Source organism: Alteromonas sp. 07-89-2, from assembly GCF_013113925.1.
Classification (GTDB): Bacteria; Pseudomonadota; Gammaproteobacteria; order Enterobacterales; family Alteromonadaceae; genus Alteromonas; species Alteromonas macleodii.
This window is the reverse complement of the sequence record NZ_VTYM01000002.1, coordinates 297,745-316,262: the sequence shown is the minus strand read 5'-3', so window position 1 is coordinate 316,262 and position 18,518 is coordinate 297,745. Positions and strand designations below refer to the sequence as shown.

14 protein-coding genes are annotated in these 18,518 nt (G+C 44.4%); 6 read left to right on the top strand and 8 right to left on the bottom strand.

Annotated elements, in window-relative coordinates; translation table 11 throughout:
* The first annotated feature begins 108 nt into the window (after positions 1-108).
* Positions 109-2,820, top strand: coding sequence for a TonB-dependent receptor (locus F0261_RS02795; RefSeq protein WP_014979186.1), 2,712 nt, complete (start codon positions 109-111; stop codon positions 2,818-2,820).
* A gap of 168 nt (positions 2,821-2,988) precedes the next feature.
* The gene (locus F0261_RS02790) at positions 2,989-4,950 is read left to right on the top strand and encodes a tetratricopeptide repeat-containing sulfotransferase family protein (RefSeq protein WP_014979187.1); all 1,962 of its coding nucleotides are present in this window, start codon (positions 2,989-2,991) and stop codon (positions 4,948-4,950) included.
* A gap of 204 nt (positions 4,951-5,154) precedes the next feature.
* Here F0261_RS02790 and F0261_RS02785 read toward each other — a convergent pair whose 3' ends face one another.
* A complete protein-coding gene (locus tag F0261_RS02785; protein ID WP_014979188.1) occupies positions 5,155-5,619 on the bottom strand; it encodes a hypothetical protein in 465 nt (154 codons plus the stop codon).
* Between the two features lie 234 nt (positions 5,620-5,853).
* Here F0261_RS02785 and F0261_RS02780 point away from each other — a divergent pair, with 234 nt between their 5' ends.
* Entirely contained in the window at positions 5,854-6,765 is a 912-nt protein-coding gene (locus F0261_RS02780; protein WP_014979189.1) for a hypothetical protein, read from the top strand.
* A 78-nt stretch (positions 6,766-6,843) separates the two neighbouring features.
* On the opposite strand, the gene F0261_RS02775 is transcribed toward F0261_RS02780, so the two are convergent.
* The gene (locus F0261_RS02775) at positions 6,844-7,656 is read right to left on the bottom strand and encodes a pyruvate, water dikinase regulatory protein (RefSeq protein WP_014949315.1); all 813 of its coding nucleotides are present in this window, start codon (positions 7,654-7,656) and stop codon (positions 6,844-6,846) included.
* A 272-nt stretch (positions 7,657-7,928) separates the two neighbouring features.
* On the opposite strand from F0261_RS02775, the gene ppsA reads away from it, so the two are divergent.
* Both ppsA and F0261_RS02765 read left to right on the top strand, forming a co-directional pair.
* Positions 7,929-10,301: a phosphoenolpyruvate synthase gene (gene ppsA, locus F0261_RS02770; RefSeq protein WP_014979190.1), complete on the top strand. Its 2,373-nt coding sequence runs from the start codon at positions 7,929-7,931 to the stop codon at positions 10,299-10,301.
* A gap of 325 nt (positions 10,302-10,626) precedes the next feature.
* Positions 10,627-10,776 carry a hypothetical protein gene (locus F0261_RS02765; protein WP_155279892.1) on the top strand — a complete coding sequence of 50 codons (150 nt, stop codon included), beginning with the start codon at positions 10,627-10,629 and terminating at the stop codon, positions 10,774-10,776.
* Positions 10,777-11,495: 719 nt separating this feature from the next.
* Here F0261_RS02765 and F0261_RS02760 read toward each other — a convergent pair.
* From F0261_RS02760 to F0261_RS02750, 3 genes are all read right to left on the bottom strand, one after another.
* Positions 11,496-13,757, bottom strand: coding sequence for a molybdopterin cofactor-binding domain-containing protein (locus F0261_RS02760; protein ID WP_014979192.1), 2,262 nt, complete (start codon positions 13,755-13,757; stop codon positions 11,496-11,498).
* A complete protein-coding gene (locus tag F0261_RS02755; RefSeq protein WP_014949319.1) occupies positions 13,754-14,260 on the bottom strand; it encodes a (2Fe-2S)-binding protein in 507 nt (168 codons plus the stop codon). Before F0261_RS02755 ends, F0261_RS02760 begins: the two co-directional genes overlap by 4 nt.
* A 367-nt stretch (positions 14,261-14,627) precedes the next feature.
* Positions 14,628-14,843: a PGPGW domain-containing protein gene (locus tag F0261_RS02750; RefSeq protein ID WP_014976394.1), complete on the bottom strand. Its 216-nt coding sequence runs from the start codon at positions 14,841-14,843 to the stop codon at positions 14,628-14,630.
* A gap of 327 nt (positions 14,844-15,170) precedes the next feature.
* Here F0261_RS02750 and F0261_RS02745 point away from each other — a divergent pair, with 327 nt between their 5' ends.
* Positions 15,171-15,587: a DUF4826 family protein gene (locus tag F0261_RS02745; RefSeq protein WP_014979193.1), complete on the top strand. Its 417-nt coding sequence runs from the start codon at positions 15,171-15,173 to the stop codon at positions 15,585-15,587.
* Positions 15,588-15,604: 17 nt separating this feature from the next.
* Here F0261_RS02745 and F0261_RS02740 read toward each other — a convergent pair whose 3' ends face one another.
* From F0261_RS02740 to F0261_RS02730, 3 genes are all read right to left on the bottom strand, one after another.
* Positions 15,605-16,063 carry a GNAT family N-acetyltransferase gene (locus F0261_RS02740; protein ID WP_014949322.1) on the bottom strand — a complete coding sequence of 153 codons (459 nt, stop codon included), beginning with the start codon at positions 16,061-16,063 and terminating at the stop codon, positions 15,605-15,607.
* Between the two features lie 9 nt (positions 16,064-16,072).
* Positions 16,073-17,239, bottom strand: coding sequence for a cupin domain-containing protein (locus F0261_RS02735; protein WP_014979194.1), 1,167 nt, complete (start codon positions 17,237-17,239; stop codon positions 16,073-16,075).
* A 355-nt stretch (positions 17,240-17,594) separates the two neighbouring features.
* Positions 17,595-18,428, bottom strand: coding sequence for an adenylate/guanylate cyclase domain-containing protein (locus tag F0261_RS02730; RefSeq protein WP_014979195.1), 834 nt, complete (start codon positions 18,426-18,428; stop codon positions 17,595-17,597).
* Positions 18,429-18,518: the final 90 nt, after the last annotated feature.

The following is an 18,518-nucleotide window of genomic DNA, read 5'->3' as shown; positions in this document are numbered from 1 at the left end:
GTAGAAATAATTAATAGATTGTGTATCGTAATATATGATCTTTTTGATATGTGTTTTAAGTAAACACTGTCCAAAGAATAAAAAAACAATTGAAGGAAACACACACAAATGCGCAAAACTCAGCTTAGCTGTGCAATCATCGCTGCACTGGCATCCACCTCTCTGGCTGCGCAAGAAACTAAAGCGCCCGCTAAACTTGAAACCATAGAAGTTACCGCCACGAAAAGAAGTGAATCAATCCAAGATGTCCCTGTCGCAGTCTCTGCGTTAGATGGAAAAGCATTAGAAAATCTCGGTATTGATAACTTCCAAGACTACGTAGAGTTTTTACCGAATGTGGTATTCCAAGGTACAGGTCCAGGGCAAAACGAAATATACATTCGTGGTGCGGCGACCACGCAATCAAGCATTACCCTGTCATCTGTTCAAGCACTTCAGCCCTCAGTGGCTTTCTACCTTGATGAAATGCCTGTTTCTATGGCTGGCCGAAACTTAGATATTTTTGCGACCGACGTTGAGCGTGTAGAGGTTCTACCTGGGCCGCAAGGTACGTTATTTGGTGCGAGTTCTCAGGCAGGTACAGTTCGCCTAATCACAAACAAGCCAGATCATTCTGGTTTTGCTGCAGGCTTCGATACCAGTATTTCTACCACAAAAGGCGGAGATATGAGTAACACGGTGGAGGCATATTTCAACGTTACTCCAACTGACAACCTTGCGCTGCGTGTGGCTGCCTACAATGAAAGTCAGGGCGGTTGGATTGACAACATTGAAAATGAGCCAGGAAATGGTGGTTACATTGGAAGTGCAGTAGTTATTGATCGTATTTCTGGAAAAGCATTGCAGAAAAAGGGCATCGATCCGGCTGCGATGGATGCACGTCGTGAAATCAATGGTTTTACCCGCAGTGAAGCCGCCGTTGTGTCGCCAAGAAACAGCGAACATGTTGAAGATAACTTTAATGACGCGGTCTACTCAGGGGCGCGATTCGGGTTGTCTTACATTATCAACGAAGATTGGGATGTTCTGGTTCAACACACTCAACAAACACTTGATACTGAAGGTGTGTTTGCCTACGACCCAACAGTGGAAGGCGAAAGCTCGGCAATTCGCTTTCAAAGCGATGAAAACTCCGACGAATTTGGGTTAACCACATGGACCCTAAATGGTCGTTTAGAAAAACTAGATGTGGTGTATACCGGTGGTTACCTTGATCGTGAAATAGACACGCTTACCGATTACACAGGCTACACCAACGGCGGCTTATTTTCCGCGTACTATGTGTGTACGCACTACGAAACGCAAAATAATCCAGATGACGCGCGCTGCCTCGATCCAAGTAAATACTACAAAGAAGACACTACTAGCACTCGCTTAACCCACGAACTACGTTTCAGCACAACGATGGATACACCATGGCAGCTGACGGCGGGTGTGTTTTATGACGAACAGGAAGTAGGCTCAGTAGGCCAGTTTAAAATCGCAAGCCCTGAAATCTTCGAGAACCTTGCAAGTTCATGGAATGCGCTGGCGGGTGACCGTGGAATTAACAGCGATGGTGGCCCTTTCTCTCCTGAAATTAGCTTTGTAAACGATGTTACGCATACTATCGAGCAAATCGCAGTATTTGGTCAGCTAGGCTATGAAATTACTGATACGCTTACCGCTACCATTGGTGCGCGCTGGTATCAAATTGACGATATTTATCGCGGCGCTACATCAACACGCGACGTAACAAGCCGATTAGAAGCCTATGGTCAAGGCGTGCTAGATCCCGCCGTTTATGATGGTTTGGGTCTTGACGGCCAAGGTGTTGTCGATGCTATCCAAGATGGTTCATTGGAAATTGGCTTACTAGACGGTGACGGAGTACTCACGGTTGACGATACCATTTTCAAGTTCGGCCTCGACTGGAAAGTAAATGAAAACGTATTGCTTTTCGCGAACTATTCAGAAGGCTTCCGTCCACCAGTAACTAACAGACTAGGTGGGGACGCAGCGGCAAATGACACTGGGGCGTTTGCGGATTTCCGTGTTCCGGTTTACTCAACAACAGATACGCTGGATAACTACGAAATTGGCCTGAAAGGTGACTTCTTAGACGGAATTTTGCGTGTTAATGCCACTGGTTACTATTCAGAAATCAGCGACTTGCAAACATCGCGTTTCGATCCTGCGAATATTAGTTTCTTAGTCTTCACCGATAATGTTGGTGATGCAGAAGTTAAAGGGATTGATGCAGACATTACTTGGTTAGCGACAGATAACCTAGTCATTAACGCAGCATTTAGCGTATTGGATACTGAACTGGTTAGTATTAACCCTGAACTAGAAGGTATTGCGGCTGGCGTAGGCAGTGAGCTTCCGTACTCTGCTGATTTCTCAGGCAACATTAGCGCACGTTATTTCTTTGAGTTAGATGGCGGTAAAGAAGGGTATGTTAATGCATCACTTACCTACACCGGCGACCGTCTTGCTGGCATGGTGATGAACGCCTATGCCATGGAAGATGCAACTCGATTGATTTATGGTACGGGCTCGGGTCTGAAAATTAAAGATGAGGGTGACGAGTTTAAAGGCGCAACGTATCCAGGTGCAGATGGCGAAACAATTCGCGGTGGCCGCTACATTCAGGAAAGTTACGTGATTGGTAATGTATCTGTGGGGATGACGTATCAAAACTGGAAAGTTGAAGCATTCGTTGACAACGTTTTCGACAAATCAGCAATTTTGAACATTGATACACAGCAGTATACGCCTAAAGTTGTGACTAATCGCCCTCGTACTATAGGTCTTCGCTTCTCTTACGATTACTATTAATAGTCGTTTGTCGTAAACGAAGAAGTAGATTGTACACAGTGCATTAAACGGCAGGCCTAGGCCTGCCGTTTTCATTACTTATCTTAGAAAAATTCGGTAGTATTAAATACACACCCTTTTGGCTTTCGCCAATTATCACCTGCGCTACCAAGAATTATAACGAAGGCTATGACAACAGAAGATTTTCAACATCAAGTTCGCGCTATTAAGCAAGCGCTTCAACGCGGTCAGTTATCACCTGCGAAATCGTATATTCAAGATTTATTGTCCGTGTCGCTAAATGAGCAGCAAGAAGCAGAAGTACTTTATTTGGCCGCTGTCACTTACAGGCTCTCGAACCAACATAGCGATGCTTTTAAGGCTATCGACACTCTTCTATCTCTTCGCCCAGATTACGGCAGGGGATACCAGGAGCTTGCTTACTGTCATGAAGCTGTGGGAGACCAGCAAAATGCAGCAAGTGCGTTCTTTAAAGCAACGCATTTTAACCCTGCTCTTATAAGCAGTTGGAAAAAGCTGCTCTTAATCTATCAAAATCATCGCGACGCTACCGCTGAACAAATGGCATCAAATCAGATTGCGCATTTGCAGTCTCTTCCTCCGCCAATTCTGGGTGCATACGACCTTATGTACGAAAAGCAGTTCGCTGCGGCAGAGCAAGTGTGCCGCCAATTTTTGGCTAAACAAAAGCATCACCCTGAAGCTATGATGTTGTTGGCTGAAATTGGTATGCAGTTGAAGGTGTACAGTGATGCAGAATTTTTGTTGGAAAGTTGTGTGGAATTATACCCGGACAACGAGCGAGCGGCGCTAGCGTATCAAAACGTGCTTTCAAAGTTGGGTAAGTTTCCAGAGGCCGTAAACGTTGCGCGACAAAGGCTCTCAAGAAGCCCAGACAGTTTTGTTATTAAAACCAGTCTTGCCCATGCGCTTGTTGGTGTAGGGCAATTAGATGAAGCGATAGATATTTACCATGGCGTACTAGAACAAACGCCAGATAGACCTAAAGTTTGGGTGTCGTTGGGTCATGCACTAAAAGCCAAAGGCGATACTGCCGATGCGGTTAACGCTTACGAAAAAGCGGTAGATTTTGCCCGCGGCTATGGTGATGCCTATTGGAGCTTGGCGAATACGAAGACGTATAAGTTTAGTGACAAGATGCTTAAGCAAATGACTGAGCAAGTCAGCAATGATGCAATTAACTTAGACGATAAAATTCATATTTGTTTTGCGCTCGGAAAAGGGTTTGAAGATAACGCTCAGTATGACAAGGCCTTTACGTATTACCAGCAAGGTAATACGCTTAAACGCAATACACTTCAATTCGATATTGGGAAAACCGAGCAAGCATTAGATGCTCAGCAACAGGCTTTTAGTCAAGACGATTTCAAAAAAACACAGGGTTGCCAAGCGCCAGATCCTATTTTTATTGTCGGCCTTCCACGTGCTGGCTCTACACTGCTCGAGCAAATCCTAGCGTCGCACTCTAATGTCGACGGAACCATGGAGCTGCATGACATTCTGGGTATAGCGTCTTCGCTCAGCCACCAATCTACGCCATATCCGTTTAATGTTTCAGCATTGAGTGAAGAAACACTGGCGAAACTTGGTGAGCAATATATTCAGCAGACCCGTGCATATCGCCAAGGCGCACCGTTATTTATTGACAAAATGCCCAACAATTTCATTCATATTGGGCTTATTAAAAAGATACTGCCTAACGCTAAAATTATTGACGCGCGAAGGGATCCAATGGATTGCTGTTTTAGTGGGTACAAACAACTATTTGGTGAAGGGCAGGAGTTTAGCTACTCGCTAAGTGATATTGGCCGATATTACAATGCGTATGAAAAGTTGATGTCACATTGGCATACGGTGATGCCCGGCGACATTTTAACGGTGCAGCACGAAGATGTGCTCGACGATTTAGAAGGGCAGGTCAAGCGTATTCTGGCGTTCTGCGGTTTAGAGTTTGAAGAGGCATGCTTAGCGTTTCATAAAACCAAGCGGATAATCAAAACTCCAAGTTCAGAGCAGGTTCGGCAGCCTATTTACAAAACGGGGATGGGGCAGTGGAAGCCATTTGAATCTAACTTGGAAGCGCTGAAGGACGCGCTTAAGACGCAGTAGAAGCGCCTTGCGTGAAATAGCCGTACCTAGCGTGACTCGACTGAACTTGGGCTTTATCCTAAGCCAAGCTTTTGAAACTAGACGGTTACTGATTTACAGCGTTAGCGCACCTTTAGAATAAAACGAGGCACGACTTGTACCGTGCCTCGTGTTTTTTGACACTTAAAGGCGTCAAGCCTGTGCCATTAGAGCCATTCCTAACGCTTATGGCTGATAAGGCAACGAAGACTGGTGAAGGATGATTCTAATTTTATCGTCGTCGCATTGCTTGAAGACAAAGCTCTTGTTCACAAAAATATGGCTGTCGTCTGCACCAATGAAATGTACGTTGCATTGAACAATGGCTAACTCGCCGTTCAATATGAAATCTTCCTTGCTATACCAAACCTTTACCCAAGGCTTAAGCTTGAACCCGTTGTCGTTGGGGTAGTCGCTATTGCCACCTACGAAGTATGAAAGCGCCCCTTCTTTTGTTGGGCGAAATGTTTGAGCACCAAACGTTAAGGTAGGCTTAAATAGCACCTTGCCATTATCGTAATCGTAGTTTTCAGATAAAACCTTTGATGCGAACGCTTTCACATCGCCACCTTCAGCGTGTACTTTTCCCACCGCAACAACATTGTCGCACCAAGTCTGAAGGGCTGTATGTACCATTTCTTCTGTAAACATGACGCTAACTCCTTTAATTAATGGTTATGTTATACTGTATCAATTGTGTTTTAACAATATCGCTAAATCAATGAAATGTAACTGATTATCCGTGATAGATAATTGCTATCAGCGAAAGGTCACGGAGCATGCGATGATGCTAGCCACTAAAGAAATTAGGAGCTTTCGCTAACTATTATAAGAACGGCTTTTAACCTATACTTCATACTAAATAGACGCATTGCCATAATAATAATGAGATCTCTATTAGCCACCATTTTATTATTCCTAGCGCTTTTTGTATTTCATGCAAATGCCGCGATTAAAGATATTCAGCCTCTTTGCCAGGATAGTGTCGACGAATGTTTATCGAAAATCAGAGCACAGCAATCTCTATTAGATAAGAACACACCACCATGGTGGGACCTTCAAGTAAGAAGGTTTGATATCTTATTTAACTTTCAACGTTATGATGAGCTTTATGCCCTTCTAAGACCATGGCTTGAGGCTACAAATTTGAAAGGAATGCCAGAGTACAAGCCACTAGTTTCTCTGTTTTTCGGTAAGTGGTTACGTGCCAGTGGCCGAGAGCAGGAAGCAAGAATAGCGTTAACTAAATCTTTGACGGGCTTGAGAGCACAATATGAAAAGATGCCGTCCCCTCAATTAGGTGTAAGGGTTTTAAATCTTTTGACTGTGCTTGGTAAAACGAAAGAAGCGCAGGACTTTGCTGAGCAACTGGAAGGTGAAAACTATAATGCGCCTGTCTTTTATCATGAGATCTTTGCTGAGCTTGGGCACGCCGCGCTAAAAGAAGGCGATAACGCAAAACATATTGAATATCGAATTAAATCGTTGAATTGGGCGTTGAAGCTACCCGATTATCAACAGCAAGCTGTCGCCTACAGCAATTATGCTGTAGCGCTTCGCAATAATAAGAATTATCAGGCGGCAGAGAAGGCTTTCCTGAATGGTTTAGCATGTGCGGAGCAAGCGAAGGATATCGCTCAAATTAACAGTATTAAGTTGCGGATAGCGGAAAATGCTACGCTTGGCAACGACCCTGAAAAAGCGAGACGTTGGCTCAAGCAAATATCTGTTGAGGGGCTTCCATCTTTACAGCTATCGCGCTACAGAAAATTGGTAAAAGATAACGCACCGCATTAATCGTTAGGTTCATTTCGATTAGCTGCAGGCAAAATGCACATTGCGGCACGCTTTTTTGTTTACCAATAGTTAGATTCACTAATACTTACGGCGCTTCAGTCCAGTCTCGGCTAAAATCTTTGCCGAAATTTCTTCAATAGAATATTTAGTGCTGTTCAAAAACGGAATCTTTTCCTTTCTATACAGGTTTTCAACTTCACGAAGCTCCATCCTACATTGTGGTAGCGATGCGTATTTACTGTTTGCGCGTCGCTCTGAACGTATCTGATGTAGTCTATCGGCTTCAATCGTTAGTCCGAAGAGTTTGTTCTTAAATCGTCTTAGGGCTGGAGGCAGTTTCAGCATGTCTCCCATGTCTTCTTCTGTAAAAGGGTAGTTCGCTGCTTTTATTCCGTATTGAAGGGCTAAGTAAAGACTTGTTGGCGTTTTACCCGAGCGTGAAACGCCAGTAAGAATGATGTCTGCTTCATCGTAATCTTTTAGATTAGAGCCATCGTCATTAGCCAATGCGTAGTTTACGGCCTCAATTCTAATATCGTAGGTGGTTTCGTGAATACTGTGTGTACGATGTTTTTCTGGTTTTGAAGGAACACCCAATACTTTTTCCAGTGGCGCTACGAATTGATCGAGAAAATTATAGTTAATGCCCACAGATTTCGAGATTATTTTGCGAATATCTACATTCACAATTGTATAAAAAACAAGCGGCCTTTCTCCGGTGTCTTGAAAACTTTCAGAAATTTGCTGTAAAACTTTGTGAGCTTGTTCCTCAGTTTCAACGAAAGGAATGGTGTTGTGATTGAAAGAAACGGGAAACAGGGAAAGCAGGGCGTGACCGAAGACCTCTGCAGTGATGGCTGTACCATCTGAAATATAAAAAGCTGTGCGCACAACATATCCTTAACATTGGTGTAATTTTATTACAAAAGTAATAAAGGGTTTACATTCTGAATTTCCCCATTCTAAGATGATTTCGTCGAAAAGCTACACGGTTCTTGTGAATGATGGCAAATATCAATAGGTTTGCTGTCAAACGTAATGGACAGCGTTAACAGTGGTTTTCACCACATATCGACTACAATTTGATGAGTTTCAGGTGACAAAAAGCACAAACCTGAAATTAACCTCATACCCTACACATAAAAAAGCTGGAGGCTTGGGCTGTGCAAGAATACGTACTTTGGTATCAAGAACTGGGCATGCATGATGTGGGTCGCGTAGGCGGCAAAAATGCATCATTAGGCGAGATGATTTCAAACCTGGCGAACGCCGGTGTGCAGGTGCCGGGAGGTTTTGCTACCACCGCCGAGGCATTTAATGAGTTTCTAGAGCAAAGTGGCCTAGAAGCGCGCATCCACGAAGTCTTAGACTCGTTAGACGTAGATGACGTGAACGCATTGACCGAAGCGGGTAAGAATATCCGTCAGTGGATCATCGACACACCTTTCCAAGGAAAGCTAGAAGAAGAAATCAAAACTGCGTTTGTCACATTACAGGGTGATGCAGGTGAAGAAGCGTCATTCGCAGTGCGTTCATCAGCCACGGCTGAAGATATGCCAGATGCGTCTTTCGCAGGTCAACAAGAGACTTTCCTAAACGTTAAAGGCTATGAAGCCGTGCTTGTGGCAATTAAGCACGTGTTCGCATCGCTATTTAACGACCGCGCTATTTCATATCGCGTTCACCAAGGATACGACCACAAAGGCGTGGCGCTATCTGCAGGCATTCAACGCATGGTGCGCAGTGATATCGCATCATCAGGCGTTATGTTTACTATCGATACAGAGTCTGGCTTTGAAGACGTTGTATTTATTACCAGCTCATTTGGTTTAGGTGAAATGGTGGTGCAGGGTGCGGTTAACCCTGATGAATTCTATGTTCACAAACCAACACTTGATAAAGGCCTGCCTGCTATCGTTCGTCGTAACCTTGGTAGTAAGCTTACTAAAATGGTGTACTCAGATGATGAAGCACACGGTAAGCAAGTGTCTATTGTCGATATTGATGCAGCTGACAGCAAAACCTTCTCGTTGACTGATGACGAAGTGATGGAGCTTGCTAAACAGGCGCAGATCATTGAAAACCACTACAAGCGTCCTATGGACATCGAGTGGGCAAAAGATGGCGCAGACGGCAAACTTTACATTGTTCAGGCTCGCCCTGAAACAGTACGCAGCCGTGAAGATTCACAGAGTATCGAGCGATTCCAGTTGAAAGGTCAAAGCAACATTGTTTGTGAAGGCCGTGCAATTGGACACAAAATCGGTGCTGGTGTAGCGAAAGTGCTTGATTCAATTGAAGAGATGGACAAAATCCAAGCGGGTGATGTTCTGGTAACTGACATGACAGACCCTGACTGGGAACCTATCATGAAGAAGGCTTCTGCTATTGTTACCAACCGCGGTGGCCGTACGTGTCACGCGGCAATCATCGCGCGTGAGTTGGGCATTCCAGCTGTGGTTGGTTGTGGTAACGCGACCGACAGTATCAAGAACGGCGACAAAATTACTGTGTCTTGTGCTGAAGGTGACACCGGTTTTATCTACGGTGACGAACTAGAGTTCGACGTAGTGACCTCACGCATTGACGCAATGCCTGACCTACCGCTAAAAGTGATGATGAACGTGGGTAACCCCGATCGCGCATTTGATTTTGCTCGCTTGCCAAACGCGGGTGTTGGTCTTGCTCGCCTTGAGTTTATTATCAACCGCATGATTGGTGTGCACCCTAAAGCACTGCTTAATTTCGACAGCCAGCCTGAAGAGTTGAAAGAAGAAATTAGCGATATGATTGCAGGCTACGAGTCGCCTACGGAATACTACATCGAGAAATTGGTGGAAGGTATTTCAACCATTGGCGCTGCATTCTCGCCAGAGAAAGTTATTGTTCGTATGTCAGATTTCAAATCGAACGAATACTTCAACTTAGTGGGCGGTTATCAATACGAGCCAGACGAAGAAAACCCAATGTTGGGTTTCCGTGGTGCAAGCCGCTACATCTCTGAAGATTTCCGCGATTGTTTTGCCCTTGAATGTGAAGCCATTAAGCGCGTTCGCAACAAAATGGGCTTGACCAATGTTGAGATCATGATCCCGTTTGTTCGTACATTAGAAGAAGGTCGTCAAGTTATCGAACTTCTTGAAGAGCAAGGACTTAAGAAAGGTGAAAATGGCCTTCGCATTATCATGATGTGTGAACTGCCATCAAACGCTTTACTCGCTGATAAGTTCCTAGACATTTTCGACGGTTTCTCTATTGGGTCTAACGACTTAACGCAGTTAACCCTAGGTCTAGATCGCGACAGTGGTCTTATCGCGCACTTGTTTGATGAACGAGATGAGGCGGTGAAAGCATTGTTGTCAATGGCAATTCAGGCAGCCAAGAAGCGTGGAAAATACGTAGGCATTTGTGGTCAAGGTCCATCAGATCACGAAGACTTCGCCGCGTGGCTGGTACAAGAAGGGATTGATTCGGTATCACTTAACCCTGATACCGTGGTTGAAACCTGGCTTTACCTGGCTGAAAAGCACGGCTAATTACGTAGCTTGGATGTGAAGGCGAGATAGGGTCAGAACTATCTAGTTTTCCATCTAACGTCGTGTTATTTCACCACGTTATTGCTTTGATATTATTGAAAAGAGACCATAAGGTCTCTTTTTTTGTTAGGCAACTTAAAGTGATGGCGACTCATTTAGAAGCAAATCTTTGCTCGTGTTTCATTCCTTAAAAAAACTGTGGTTATTTAGCAAAACTATGCATTTTTGCGTGTTGAAAACATGACTTTGTGTAATTAAAAATGTAATATTACAGAGTGACTTTCACTTAGAATCTTTGATTAATAATTAACTTGGTTGAATTCTCATGGCACATAATGATAGCGCAGTTTCAGTAAATACTTCCGAAGAAAACGTTATGCAATCACGCTCTGTGGTAGAGCAGTTGGCGGAAGCGCAAAAAGAAATTAACGAGCTCAAAATGCAGTTAATGTGGATGGAACGCAACTACGAGTAAGAATAACCTATTAGAATAAGGCGGGAATTAACCGTCCAACACTGAAAGTGTTTTCCTTTTAATTGTAAGGTTACAGGTTGATTTACAGTTTGAATAAAAGGAGGTCATGTTGGCCTCCTTTTTTGTCTCTAATGGTTGTTTGCTGCTCTTAAGCAATGGCTTAGTTAGTTGGAAATGGCGAATATGCTAATGACTAGGTTTGTTCGCCTTTTTGATGTGCAACAAAGCTTAAGACCTTCTTATATTACTTGGTTAAATTATGTCCGGTTGGATTAGTGTGCTATTGTAAATAACGTTTGGCTAGCAGTATGGATGAGGCAGGGAGGGAAACTAAGATGGCTTATAAATTTAAGTTTTTTGCACAACCTGTAATCAGTAACATCAGAACGTTCTGTGAAGCTGCGCTGGTTGAATTCACTGTTGGTCTGATATGTGCAGTTTTCGCCTATACAAGTTATGGTGTATTTATTCACCTTTTTGTTGCTTGCGTTGTTATCTCGATAGCGTGTTTTTGCCTAAGTATCTATAACTTATATAGTTTCTTCTATTGAACTAATCCGCGAAGATAATTGCCCCGCCACTATTAAGACACTACCGAATACATCCATAAAAAAAGGATTAACACAATGCGTGTTAATCCTTTTTGATATGATTGCATGTCTTAAATAGCGTTAGTATTTATTCATCAAATCAGCGATTAAGCCGAATCTATAGAATGCTTACGCTTTAAGTTGGTTACCAATAGGAAGCTGGCGAATACGTTTACCACATGCAGCGAAAATGGCGTTGCATAACGCTGGTGCGTATACAGGTGTTGCCGGTTCGCCTACACCTGCTGGCGGCGCATCGCTTTCAATTACTTCAACTTCTACCTCTAGTGGTGAATCGCTCATGCGCGGTACACGGTAGTTGTGGAAGTTACTCTGCTGTACACGCCCTTTATCAAACGTTATACCGTCACTGATAGCTGTTGTGATACCGTAAACCGAGCCGCCTTGGGTTTGGTTTTTAACCGTATCGGTGTTAACTACAGTACCTGCATCAATAGCTACCCATGATTTAATCACGCTAAGATCGCCAGCGTCAGACACCTCAACTTCAACCACAGTAGCAACGTAAGTTAAGAAGCTACGATGCGCAGCAATACCCAGTCCGCGGCCTTTAGGCATGTTGCGGCCCCAGCCTGCCATGTCAGATACTTTCTCAATTACATTGCGAAGACGACCTGTATCCAAAGGATAAACCGACTTATCACCCCAATAGTTTTGATATTCGGCTTTTTGATCCGTCACATCAATAATTCTATCAGGACCAATTACTTCCAATAGGTAATCTTTAGAGTCTTTGCCTGCTTTGTGGGCTGCTTCATTAATAAACGACTGTACAGCAAACGCATGGAAGATGTTCGATACTGAACGCATCCATCCAATACGGGCTTTGGCAGGTGCTTCTCCGCGCTCTAACTTCATGTTGGGCGTAAGAATAGGGTTATCCGTAAAGCCCAAATCTAACTCAAAGCTAAAGGGGGCGTTCGCGCCTTCTTGGAACGTAGAGGCAATAGGTGAAAACGCGGTTCTGTGAAGATAAGCGTCAATTTTACCGTTTTCATCAAGTGCAGCTTCAACATGTTGAGCAGAAACCGCGTGATAGAAGCCGTGCTGAATATCATCTTCGCGTGTCCATTGAACGCGAATTGGCTTACCCGTTTTCATTGATAGGTATGCCGCTTCCGCTGAAAAGTCAGGCTTAGACTTACGCCCGAAAGCACCACCTAGCATGGTAACGTGAACATTGATTTTTTCTTTGTCCATGCCAACCATAGCGCCCACGGTTTCCATATCAGCCTGCGGATTTTGTGTTGCTGCCCATACGTCAACGCGATCTTTATAGTACATGGCAGTAGCACATGGTGGCTCCATTGGGGCTTGTGCTAAATGCGGCACGTAATAGTCAGCAACCAGCTTGTCGCTGGCTTTTTCTAAAACGCTCAACGCATCGCCTTTTTCTCTAACAAGCGTTTGAGGTGCATTTACTGTGTTAAGCAACTGCTCTTTAAAGTTCGCTGAGTTATAGTCGCCATTTGCGCCATCGTCCCAGGTGACGTCTAATGCTTTGCGGCCTTGCCATGCTGCCCATGTATTGTTAGCTATAATGGCTAGCCCACCTTTTGGCTGGAACTGGGGCGCACCTTTTGGCGCTGGAATTTCAATTACATCAACAACGCCATTAACCGCTTTTGCTTTATCTGCATTAAAGCTTTTCATCTTACCGCCCACTACAGGAGGGCGTTCGATTATAGCAACAAGTGCTTTTGGCTCGCGCACGTCGGCGGCGAAGGTTGCTTTACCGGTAACGATATCTTGAAGGTCGATATGCGCCATACCGGTATTGATGTAACGCCATTCTTTCCTTTCTTTAAGCTTAAGCTTATCTGCTTCTGGCGGCGTAATGGTTAATGCATCGTCTATTAAGTCTTTATACGAAAGAGTTTTACCTGAAGTGTGTGTTACCACATGCTGCTCGGCAACACAGGTACTTGGCTCAACACCCCAACGTTTAGCTGCTGCATGTTGCATCATATAACGCACGCTTGCGCCCATTTCTCGAAGACGCTGCATATTGAAGCGGATACTACGCGAGCCATCGGTGTTTTGGTCACCGTATTTGGGGTCGCCTTTGCCTTGAATAACAATGACTTTATCCCACGCCGCTTCCATCTCGTCAGCAACAATTTGCGCAATGGCGGTTCGGATCTGTTGACCCATTTCGCTGCGGTGACACGTTACTTCAACCATGCCGTCAGGGCGAAGTGCAATGAACAAGTTTGCGCGCTTTGCGTTTTCCGCCGGCTTTGCTAATACGCCAGCCATGGCGCGAGGTGCACCACCCATAAAATAGGTACCAAGAACCAGTGCACCCGCTGCTGCTGTCGATTTCAAGAAACTGCGGCGATTCATATCAAAATAGGTATTCTCACTCATGCTTCTTCTCCCGCTTGGGTTGGGTCAAAGTAGCTCACGCCAGCGTTGCCGCTTATTGATTTCGACGCGGACTTAATGGCCTTGTGAATGCGAGGGTACGTGCCGCAACGACAGATGTTGCCCGACATATTCTGAACAATTTCTTCGTCACTTGGCGTTGGGTTGGTTGATAATAGACTGGCAGCTTGCATGATTTGCCCACACTGGCAGAAACCACATTGTGGTACTTTGTGTTCTACCCACGCTTTTTGGACAGGGTGATCGCCATTTTCGCTTAGCCCTTCAATAGTGGTAATTTTTCTGCCTTGAACGGCTGATACAGGCAATACGCAAGAGCGTTGTGCCATGCCATCAATGTGAACAGTACAAGCGCCACATTGCGCCATACCACAGCCAAACTTAGGTCCTGTAAGATTTAATTCGTCACGAAGGTACCACAACACTGGTGTTGATGGGTCACCAGAAAATTCGTGTTTGTTACCATTAACGGTAAACGTGATCATGGTCTTGTCTCCATAGGTAAGCGAAAGATATGACTTGGACCAGGTTGTTTAAAACTGGCCTACCCAAGCAGCGCAATGCGGGGTCAACGCATTACTCAAAATCATATCGATACGGTTACATTGCCTGATGATACGAACTATCTAAGATGCTGAGCATGCTCAGATAATTGCCACTATTATTATTGTTAAAGGCTTCGCAATTTATACTTTAGATTACGTTAACACGCATTGCATCATTACGCATTTACATAAGTTTAATTGCTAACACTTTGCGACAAAGTGGTGAGAGATGGAGAGGGGGGCGAAACGCACTGTGCGTTATGGCGTGCTCAACTTTCTAAAAGCACACCTGTTAGAACAAAAACAATTAACGCAGCTTTCGCATAAGAAGAAAACGATCAATTCTACGGGCACCACTCGTCATTGTTTTTTGGCTGTATTTGAGCCAGCTTCGCGCTTTTGGCCAGTCGTAACTTAAGAGCACTAAACCGCCTACCACTAACAAGATAGAGCCCGGAAGTAATGTTAGAACAATACCGCCGATAAACAGGATTGCTCCAAGGGTAAGTCTTACTATTCGCATGTATAAACACTCGGCTTGGTGAAGTTTTCATCTCACAGTTTCGCCCAAAGAAGCACATTTGCCAATATGAAAAATGTAAATGTTTGTGCCCGATCTTTGAATAACTGGGTGTTGGGTATTCTTAAAGATTGTCGAATAAGTAAGCGGTTAACACCTTCGGTGGGCACAATGCCCTAATTGCGGTGGAAAGCAGGGATGAAATAAAGTACAAAGATAAAAAAGGCGTACGCTACGAACTAGTGGCAAAACTGCCTAGAAGGTAACTGAGACATGGGTATCAAGTAGCAGTACTAGTAAGAACAGATAACGATAATAATGAGAGTAAAAATGGCAGAACAACCAGAAAACCAACCAATCAGTGATGAAGAACGCGCAACGTGGGTACGAGAACAGTTTCAAAAAGCTAATAAGTTTTTAGCTGAAAATGGTGTTTTGTTCGAATCTGTTGTTACAGAAGAAAGCCGCTATTTAATTCCTTACCTTGCAGTATGGAAAATTAAAGCGATGGACAGCAAACGCTATTGGGTAATTAGTGGTGATTTGCCGTCAGACTATACATCGGTAGACAACGCGAAAGATGCCAAAGAGGCACTTCGCCACTTTGCTATGCATTGGCAGTTAAAGGCTGAAAACCTGATCAATGCAAAAGATGCAGATAAAACGCAAAAAGAATTTGGCGCATTGCTTATCAATCGTGCTGAGAACTTATTTGCTATGCAAAATACGCCGGATCTTTGGGTTTAAAGCTTTAAGTCAGCAACCTAATGAAGTTGAGTCACGTCCGGCAGAGGAAATCGCTCTGCTGGACATTTTAGGCGCTGTCTTGGAACGCCTGCGTCCATGAACACTTGCCCGTCGGGAATAAAACCAATGGATTGGTGATAGGACACGCTTTCTAAATTGCAGACTACTTTGATAATGGGGACGTTGTTTTGCTTTGCCGTGTTAATCAGCGCTTCAAACAAAGCGCGATAAACAGGCAATGTTCTGTGGCAGCGCTTAACAGCAATTCGGCCTAGTTCGCCTCGTTTGGTTAAGCGCCCAGTGGCAATGGGTTCGTTTTCATCATTGACGATAAGCACATGGCACGCCGAGCTGTCGTGTTCGTCGAACTCGCTTGCCTCGGGGACGCGCCACTCTAAAACAAATACATGTTCCCTTAGTGCTTTCAGTCGATGTTTATCCTTTTCCCAATCGACGTTTTGTATCGTAAACGCCATACTTACCTGTTAACCTTCGAACCATTCCCAGTAACCATTATTGATAAGTGTAGTTAAGGTTTCTAAAAATGTAAAAGAAGGCGCGTCTTGGCAACACGTTGCGTTCAAAACGCCTCCTGATGCAAGCACTTCAAACCATTCTTGGTCACTTTTACCAAATTCGAACTGACTGCCATTTACAAAGAGTGCGCGAGGAAGGCCACGCTTACCGTCACATAGTAATGCACGCACACCCGGTGCAGGAACAAAGCTAATGCCTGCGGCAAACTCATTTGAAATTTGCTCTAGCGATACTTCGTCTTCTAGCGGATATTCAGGAATGCCTTGTTCACTCATGGCTTCTAGAAGTGCCAAAGTAAAGTCTTCACCGTTTATCGCATCTATGAGCTGCTGCTTAAGAACGGCAACATCGCTTGGATTTACCCAAGCACGATTGCCTTGCATAGAGCGGCTTGCATCGGTAAAGCGATAATTATGTGCGCCTTTGTCCAACATCATCGCCAGGCTTTCCGCTAGTTGCAGATTGTCCGGAGCACGATAACCCACAGAGTAGGTCAGGCTATCTTCAATTGTCGCTCCATCATGAGGCCAGCCCGGTGGTACGTACACCACATCGCCAGGCTCAACCACAACATCTATAACAGGGTCGAAGCCTTCAATTTGTCTTAATTTTGGATGTGGAAAAACTTCTTTATAGTCCGCTGGCTTGCCCACACGCCAGCGTCTTCGGCCCTTACCTTGAACCAAAAATACATCATATTGGTCGATGTGAGCACCAACGCCTGCACCATTGGTGGCGAAGCTCACCATCAGGTCGTCCAATCGCCAATTAGGGATAAAAGAAAAAGGATCCAAAAGCGGGGTTACGTCGGGCACATATTTATCTACGCCTTGAACTAGTAATGTCCATTTGCCCTGACATGCTTTGTCAAAATCGGTAATTGGCCCTTGTTCAACATGCCAGCTGCCTTTCACGTTGCTAATAATGCGTGCATCCACTTCCGATTCTTGTGCTAGACCGGCAAGATCGTTCTCATCGATAGGATCTACAAAGTTATCAAAAAAGTGTTTGATGACCACCGGCTTTTGCTGCCAGTAGTTTTTTAGAAAGGTTTCTGCACTAAAGCCGTTTCCAGATTGTGCATCAATAATGTACGAATTGTCGTTAGTGGGCATAGAGTCTCTTATAGTAAGCCAATTAAATGGGCTTAATCTGTTGATTTAAGTATTGTGCGTGGCGTTACAAATATGCGGTAAGCGTTAGCACTTTGTCAAAAGCGAGGTTGAAGCTTATGGGCGGCATTATCGAATATTGAAACGTTTATTGCTACCTTGCAATTGCTTCACCTGATTCAGTAGGGAGAGCCGAATTCATAACGGTTCGCATAGATAATTACCCACTCAGCGAAACTTAACATGTTCGTGCTCGCGGCGAGTTACTGCAGGTGTAATTCATCTAACTTAGAAATCTCGTGCTTTTTAGCTCAATGTTTACATGGCATGGATAGTTATCAGATGCGCTAGACGGGAGTTAGCAAACGTATGCGCTCATTAGCATTGTTTTCGTGTGCAGCTGTTTTGGTAGGAATGTGGGGTCTTTGCTATTTTCGCCACACATTTTTGACTCACTGAGTTTCCGCTTGTCGTGTTCACGCGTTGAAAGCTCAGTGTTAGCGTTTATATTTGAACCACAAGTGAAGTACGTATTAAAGGAGCAAAGGTTATTCGCACTCGCGCTAGAGCGATGAATAATTTGTCGTTTAACCAGGCTGTAAGACTTTTCACAAATAGCAATTGTATTGGGTGCTGTGTATTGCTCTAACATTGCAGCCCTATTTACCGTAGTCCCCCAAATATCAAAGCCTGCAAGCGGGCGAGCAGATTGGCCGGCAAGTAAAGAGCCTGTCGCAATGCCAACTCGCAGTTGGCTTGAAGATGATGCTAAAAGGTCGTTGCTATTTACAAGCTCGCGAGCGCGAAATGCGAATTCGATGGCGTTCACCAGAGCGTTCAAAAGCGAGTGTGTTGTACTGCTATGTTCGCCGCTAAAACCAACCGCAATATATTGATCGCCGTTGGTTTTTAGTGGCGAAAGGTGTAAATCAGCGGCAAGCACATCGAATTCAGAAAACAGGCTATCCACAAGTCTGGCGCATGTAATGTCGCCGTATTTAACTGAGAGTTGTTGGAAGCCTGATAGGTCACAAAAAATGACGACGGCATTTTTTATACAGCTTTTTAAACTTGCGGCACTACTTTTGGTTTCCAGTGTTGTACTTAAGACCTTCGAAACCGTGGGGGAAAGTAAAACACAGCATTTTTCCTGCAATGAGAAAGGAGTGTGGTTCGTGTTGCGTAAATCCATTTGCTTGCTCCCACGGGTATGTGAAAATTCAATGTAGAGAAATTTAGGAATAAAAAAACGCGGTACTAATGACCGCGTTTTTCAGTGTAG